This window comes from Sphingomonas ginsenosidimutans (genome assembly GCF_002374835.1).
In the GTDB taxonomy this organism is placed as follows: Bacteria; Pseudomonadota; Alphaproteobacteria; order Sphingomonadales; family Sphingomonadaceae; genus Sphingomonas; species Sphingomonas ginsenosidimutans.
Genome location: NZ_NWVD01000022.1, coordinates 1 through 7,172, shown reverse-complemented (window position 1 = coordinate 7,172; position 7,172 = coordinate 1). Strand labels below are relative to the sequence as shown.

General features: G+C 56.8%; 4 protein-coding genes. All 4 read left to right on the top strand.

Going from position 1 to position 7,172, the window contains the following annotated elements:
- The coding region (gene pglZ, locus COA17_RS18065) for a BREX-3 system phosphatase PglZ (protein WP_141397132.1) at positions 1-1,241 on the top strand (1,241 nt) is incomplete at its 5' end.
- Positions 1,231-1,944, top strand: a complete 714-nt coding sequence (locus tag COA17_RS18060; protein WP_217991027.1) for a hypothetical protein — start codon at positions 1,231-1,233, stop codon at positions 1,942-1,944. The genes pglZ and COA17_RS18060, both read left to right, overlap by 11 nt.
- Before the next feature lie 21 nt (positions 1,945-1,965).
- Positions 1,966-6,711 carry a DEAD/DEAH box helicase gene (locus COA17_RS18055; protein WP_245857940.1) on the top strand — a complete coding sequence of 1,582 codons (4,746 nt, stop codon included), beginning with the start codon at positions 1,966-1,968 and terminating at the stop codon, positions 6,709-6,711.
- Between the two features lie 146 nt (positions 6,712-6,857).
- On the top strand, positions 6,858-7,076 hold the full coding sequence (locus COA17_RS18050) for a hypothetical protein (RefSeq protein WP_096614257.1): 219 nt from the start codon (positions 6,858-6,860) through the stop codon (positions 7,074-7,076).
- Positions 7,077-7,172: the final 96 nt, after the last annotated feature.

Here is a 7,172-nt window from a genome sequence, read left to right as displayed (position 1 = left end):
TTCGAATGGTGGTGGACTCCCTGTTCTTGGAGGGATGCCTTGAGCCGGTTGCTGGCGAAGCCATTTCGGGGCGCGCGCCTGCGTGGGTCGAGGTCGGCATCAAGAAGGATGTTCAAGGCCAGGCTCAGTTTATTGCTGAAAGCGCAACTGCGCTTGCAGAAGACCTGCCGGCAGAGGGCGCCCACCATCGTGAATGGCTTTCTTTTGCGCAGCGTATGGGCGAACTCCTGTGCAAATTTTTCGAGCTTCCAGGAGGGCTCGGGGATGATGTTTCGCCTCAAATTGAGAGGCTTCAGCAATCAGCTGACGATCGTTTCCGTGGCTGGCTCCTGCGGCACTTTGCTGACTTGCCTTCGCTTCCCGCGTCAAAGGCGCCTGTTATGCTCCATCACGTCCCGCGGCACCTCAGTCATCGCCGCAACAGTAGCAGCGCGCGCCAGGCACTGCTGCTGTTCGACGGACTGGCGATTGATCAGTGGTGCAAGATCCGTGGGCGGCTGGCGGAGAAATTGTCATCCATCGAGATTGATGAAGGGGCCTGCTTTGCGTGGTTGCCGAGTTTAACCTCAGTCTCACGCCAAACCGTGTTTTCGGGGCTGAGGCCACGCGAGTTCACGGGTACGATTGAAAGCACGGCCGCGGAGCCGACATTATGGGCCAAGTTCTGGCAAGATGCGGGACTTCGCAAGAGTGAAGTGGTCTATCTCAAAGGCGTGAAGCGGCGCGAGGACATGTCGCGGATTGCTGATGCGGTTAGTAACCCTAACATCAAGATCGCCGGGGTCGTCGTCGATATGGTCGATGAGATCGTCCACGGTGCGACTCTGGGTAAGCGAGGAATTGCCAGTCAGATTGATGATTGGTGTGATACCGGTTTTGTAGAGCAGCTCATGACGCTGTTGCTCGATCAAGGCTTCGAGATTTACCTCACATCGGATCACGGAAACGTCGATGCGACAGGGATTGGCCGGCTAAACCAAGGGGTCCTGTCCGAAATAAGGGGTGAGCGGGTGAGGGTCTACCGGAGCGCCGATCTGGCATCCTCGGTGCCTGCCGAACTTGATACTTTCAGGTTCGACCTGCCGGGGCTCCCGGTCGATTTTTTACCTGTTTATCCAAAGGGGAGAGGCGCCTTTACAGGGGTGGGGGATCGCGTTGTCGCTCATGGCGGAATGTCCGTTGAAGAGCTCATCGTCCCCTTTATCCGCATTACGCAAAAGAGTTCGAGCAATGATGAGTGACACCTCGCCCCAAATCGGTTTTGACAGGTATATCCAGTTGGACTGGGCTCGTTCTGCACTTCGTGTACGGGCCGGCGTCGAAACCTTAGAAGAGCTGACAGACCTAATCGACGCAAGCCATACAGGCACTGCGGCTAAAAAGAAGACACGCACAGTGCTGAACCGACTTTGGCTTGAGCCTAGGTCGGAACTCCTAGAATTATCTGATCGCGCTGTGGCAATCTACAAGTCTGACCCTAGCGCATCGGTGGCGGCACTGACCTGGGGAATGGCTATTGCCACATATCCATTTTTCGGAGCCGTTGCCGAAATTGTTGGCAGACTGCTGCGCTTACAGGGCGAATGCTCTTCAGCCGAAGTGCATCGGCGCATGGCGGAGGTTTATGGTGAGCGCGAGGGAACCCGTCGCATGACCAACATGGTACTGCAATCGCAGGCCAATTGGGGAGCGATCGAGCGTCAGCGGCAAGGAAAGGATATTCGCCGCGCAGCTGTAATCCCGGTTGGAGCCGAGCTTGGGGCGTGGTTGGCAGAAGCTACGCTTAGGTATGTAGACCGGGCAATTCCGATTAGCTCGATTTCCAGCTACCCGGTTTTGTATCCGTTCGGGTTCGACGATCACCTCGGTTACAACATAGCGCAGAACAAGAATCTTGTCATAAAGACTGATGGCGGCGGCGATCGTCTGGTCAGCTTGTTGTAAAAGTTGGGCGGGGGTATGCCTATGCGGGACTTGAACGCGTCTAAACTTGCCGATTTTGTTGACGACGAATGTGCTCGCAGGCTTCGCGCCTATGAAGCCCAACCAAGAGATGCAAACGAGCATTTTGAGACGGAGATTGAGGTTCTCTCCGGCGGATATGCCTATCGCCAACTGTTTGAGCTGGTTCAGAACGCAGCCGATGCCATTCAAGAGTCGGGGGAGGTTTCCGGACGCATTCATGTTCGTTTAGAACCCACACGGCTATTGGCGGCCAATACCGGGGCGCCATTGGACCAAGACGGCATCGTCGCACTGTTGAATGCTCGAAGCTCGGCCAAGCGGGCGGGGCAGATCGGCCGGTTCGGTATCGGCTTCAAATCGCTCCTGAAACTTGGTGGAATCGTCGATATTGTCAGTCGTTCAATCGGGCTTCGGTTTGATCCTGATTGGTGCCGAGCGAAGATCCGAGAACATCTGGGATTGCCAGCCGATGCCCGCGCTCCAGGAATGCGACTGGCGCAGGTTCTCGACCCAAATGCTGAGGATAGCCCTCTTTGGAAGTACGGCGATTTCGCTTGGGCGACGACTGTGGTGTCGGCGGCCATTACCGATGAAAAGGCGTACGAGCGCCTGATCAAGGAAATGGAAGACTTTCCGCAGGAGTTCGTTCTCTTCCTCGGCGCGGATGTAGAACTGACCCTCGAATTCGGGTTCGGCAAAGTCCGAAACATCAGCAAGCGGCGCGAGAATGACGAAATCGTCACTTCCGACGGTACGAAGGACGAGCGCTGGCGGGTCTTTAACGAGACTGTAGCTATCACCGATCCCGACGCGCTGTCTGATGCTCAGCACCTTCAGGCTCGCGACGAGGTGCCATTGGCGTGGGCTGTCCCCCTAGGAGCGCGGGAAAGCCAGGGCCGCTTTTGGGCGTTTTTCCCAACAAACACGCCTACCTTGGCGAGTGGGATCTTGAATGCTCCTTGGAAGCTCAACAGCGACCGGACCAACATTATACCCGGCCCATGGAATGAGTGCCTAATGCTGGCGGCCGCTGATCTTATCGCGGCGAATATAGGCTTCTTGGCCACTGAAGAGGATCCTGGGGCACCGATCTCGGCGCTCCCACGCAAACCAGATCGCCAGAACGATCCAGCGGTTCCCCTGGTCGAAGCACTTTGGGAAAAGCTTGTTAATCTGGAAATCGTTCCCGATACATCAGGGCAACTGAAAATTGCGCGAGACCTTTATCGCCATCCGATAGAGGAAGTCGATGTGGTTGAGCGCTGGGTCGCTCTCGCAGGCCCAAATTGCCATGCCAACCTGGTACATTCCAGTTGTTATTCGAGCAAGCCTCGAGCTTCGCGGCTGGAGGCGCTTCAGCGAGAACTTGCCGACCGCTTGACGGGAATGGAGCGTCTGAAGCTAAACCGGGGCTTGGCTGCGCTGCAGCAGGTGAGCAAGAAGAGCTGGTTGGAGCTAATAGCTCGAGAAGATGCGGAAGGCGCGACCGCCTTCCTTGCGTTCGTAGGTGATCTCTTCGAAGCTCGGCAGCTGAACAATTGGCAACTTCATGATCCCGTCGTAGTCCCGACCCTTCGTGACGGCTTGGTAAGTCCGAGCAGGGCGATCATCGCGACACCATCTGAAACGCCAGCGGGACGGGCTCCCGTGCTGCCAGCTGTCACATCCAATCCCAAATCGCGAGATGTCCTGACGCGTCACCTTGGCGTCAGTTCAATGGCCGATGCAGATTGGGAGAGCTTGCTTAGCAGCGCATTCTCCAGGGCCGAGGATGATATCGGCTGGGAAAACTTCTGGCTGAACATCGAGGCGGCCCCCAACGACGCAGTCGAGGAGTTCTTCGATATCCATGGTGACGAAGAGATCTGCCTACGCAATCTGGCTGGTTCCTTTGCGCCTCGTGGCGAATTGCTTCTTCTCGTAGAGCAGGAGCGCGCGGACGCTCCAGCGCATCTCCAGTTGGACCAGCAATGGCACGCGGGGCATTGGCTGCGGATCCCGGAACATTTGCGGGAGAGGTTTCCGCCATCTGGAACTGAGACCGTCACTGACTGGGCCGAGCCCCTCGCAAAGAGGATCGCGCCGTTTTTCAGTGCCGTCAAATCCGCCGGTTGGCGTAAAATGCGCGGCAACCCCAGACATGATTTGATCGACATATTCGAGCTCCAATCTTGGCGAGGAATCGAAATGCCATTGGGATGGAGGATGCTCCCATCCCTAAGCGGGCGCCTGGCAACCGAGTTGACCCATCAATTGATTGAATGCGCCAGGGACGAGCGTCTCTTTGCGAGCACGATCACATGCGGCCATACCACGCGCTCGAACGCCTACCCGAAATTCTCTTCGCGACACCCGTTTCTGTATTGGTTGAACGAGTTTGGTCAAATTCAGATCGGGCATACCACTTATCCATTGAAGCTGATTTCCCGCGAGCTTTCTGCGGTGTTGTCGCTAGCCAGCGGGCCTGCGGCAGTGACTACGGCTGCGTTCTACGAATGGCTGGATGTCCCGGTTGATCTAAAAATCGGTTTCAACAAGGCTGAAATGGATCTTGCAACAGCATCGATCTTTTGGCCGAACCTATTCGCAATTCTCACCTCTTACGGAGGCGATTTCCGGGCATTAGGGCCGGCTTGGGAACTCGGTGCCACCTTTGGCCAGGTCCCCGAGATGGTGCCGACCTCGCAAGGCGCGCTCTCACTCGATCAGATATATGTCACAGATGATCCCGTCGCTGTGGACGCGGTTTCGGCAGATGGCCGCGTCGTATGTCTTGGTCCCGCAACGCTTGAGGCATGGATAAATGCCGGTGCGCGTTCATTGGACAACAAATCTGAGATCAAATTCTCTGACCGGTTGAGCGATCCTCTAAAGCTGCAAGAGATTTTCCCGGAGCTGGGAAATATTATTGGCAACAAGGAATTGGCGAATGCGCATGCGCGCAAAGCCGATGCGGTTTGGGTTGCTGGACTTTCTGAAACGACCGGCCCGATCGAGGGGCACCCAACGATTGCTCGTGATGGGACAGGTGTGTTTCTGCTCGATCGAGAGCGTTTCGAGCGCTTGAACTGGAATGACCGGATCTTGGCCGTTCTGACCATGCTCGACCGCCACGGGATGCTTCTTGCTGACGTGGCAAGCCTTCTGGATCGGCTAGCGAGCACACGGGTGGACGATGCCCGGGCTCACGTCCGCAGTCAGCATACAATCGAAGAGCGGCTACTTTGTGCGGTCGGAGATTCTGCTGAGGCGCTGATCGCGGTCCTGCCTGCGCCAGCACGTCAGGCCGCAGGAAGCCGGATATCAAACCTTGATTGGGCGCGATTGGCACTTGCTGTTGTCGGACCAAGTATTCTTGCCAAACTGACCGATAGCCTTGCTGCGCAGGGCTTGGCGCCCCCGCAGAGGTGGGGCGGAGAGCCTGCCCGCTTATTCGTTCTCGAGCTTGGTTTTCCCGCTGAGTTTGCGGCCAGTGCCAGCGTCAGGCGCGAGCCTGAGCTCACGATCAGCGGCCCAATAGATCTACCCGGCCTCCATGATTATCAGGAGGAAATCCTGGAAGGTCTAAGGGACCTGCTGGTTTCCAGATCCGGACGACGTCGTGCGGTCGTCAGCTTGCCCACAGGTGGTGGTAAGACCCGTGTGGCCGCAGAAGCAGTGGTCAAACTGGTTCTGAACGATTCCCAAAAGCGAACTGCGTTATGGGTCGCGCAGACAGATGAGCTGTGCGAGCAAGCAGTGCAATGCTTCCGTCAGCTTTGGGTGAATGTCGGCACGTCCGGCGAAGACCTCAGAATTGTCAGGCTATGGGGCGGCCAAAACAATCCGGCTCCGCCCGAAGGCAATGAACCTGTGGTAGTCGTGGCCAGCATCCAGACGTTGAATGCGCGTCTAGAGGTTGCTCACCTTTCGTGGCTGGCAAAGCCGGGCGTCGTCGTGATCGATGAATGCCACCATGCAATTGCACCAAGCTATAGCTCGTTGCTGCGATGGCTCGATGTCCAGACCGGCAGTGAAAGCGAGCGTGAAACCGAGCCCCCGGTGATTGGTCTCAGTGCTACTCCGTGGCGCGGGCGCGATGACGATGAATCGCAACGTTTGGCTGCGAGATTCGATCGGCGCTGGATGCCGCATGACCAGGAAGCCTTGTATGAGCGTTTACGCCGTAGAGGCGTACTCTCCGCCCTGCATTACTCACCGATCCGGTATAATCGGCAGATCAGCCTGACACCCGAGCAAGTAAAATATTTCGATCAGTATGGGGAGCTACCAGACAGCTTGATCGAGGAAATCGGCAACGATCCCGACCGGAACGAACGCATCCTGGAATGCGTCCTCAACAGCAATGCGTCGTCAATCCTGCTCTTTGCGAACTCGGTCAAGCACGCCCAGTATCTTGCCGCACGTCTCCACCTGGCGGGCTGTTCAGCTGCGGCAGTGAGCGGGGAAACGGACCGATTGGCACGACAGCACTTCATCAGACGTTTCAAAAGCGGGGAGCTGAAGGTCCTTTGCAATCATAGCGTCTTAACAACGGGGTTCGACGCGCCAAAGGCGGACATGATCCTGATTTCTAGGCCCGTGTTCAGCCCTGTCAGGTATATGCAGATGGTGGGACGAGGGCTGCGAGGGCCCGCAAATGGCGGCACGGAAAGCTGCCTGATATCTACCGTCGAGGACAACATTCTCAGCTATCGGGATCGACTGGCATATCACTATTGTCGGCGGTTTTTTCATTCACAGTGATCTCGCCGACAGCGTGTTGATCGCTTTGGCACAAAAAAAGGGAGACTGGGCGGGACCGCTCGCGAGTGCCACCGGTGACGATCATATTCCACTTTGCGCCGCGCGCGTTTCTGGTATGTTCTCTCGATCTGAGAGTGGGTGCAACTATGACCGACAATCAAACCGAAGAGGCTATCCGGAAGCCTGAAACAGGGTTCGCGGGCTTGTCCGAGATCGATCAGGCCATCCGTGAAAATCGTCTGATGGAGTATCGGATCAAGAAGTCCTGGGCCGATCCTTGGGCCCGCAGTCTCACGATAGCGGTCCTAGTCGTCATTGCAGCTGGTTTTTCGTACTTGGCTGGCGCGTCTTTCGGACTGTGGTGACCGTTGCAGGTCACCACTCCTTCACATCATCCGCTGCTTGTGCACTGGCTCCTTGGGCTCCCTTGGTGATTGCGTCCAGACGTCCCCTAGAGCCGG

What these genes read in the sequence shown, in the direction of transcription:
- COA17_RS18055 (WP_245857940.1), top strand. Translation starts at nt 1,966, where the DNA reads ATGCGGGACTTGAACGCGTCTAAACTTGCCGATTTTGTTGACGACGAA.
- COA17_RS18050 (WP_096614257.1), top strand. Translation starts at nt 6,858, where the DNA reads ATGACCGACAATCAAACCGAAGAGGCTATCCGGAAGCCTGAAACAGGG.
- COA17_RS18060 (WP_217991027.1), top strand. Translation starts at nt 1,231, where the DNA reads ATGATGAGTGACACCTCGCCCCAAATCGGTTTTGACAGGTATATCCAG.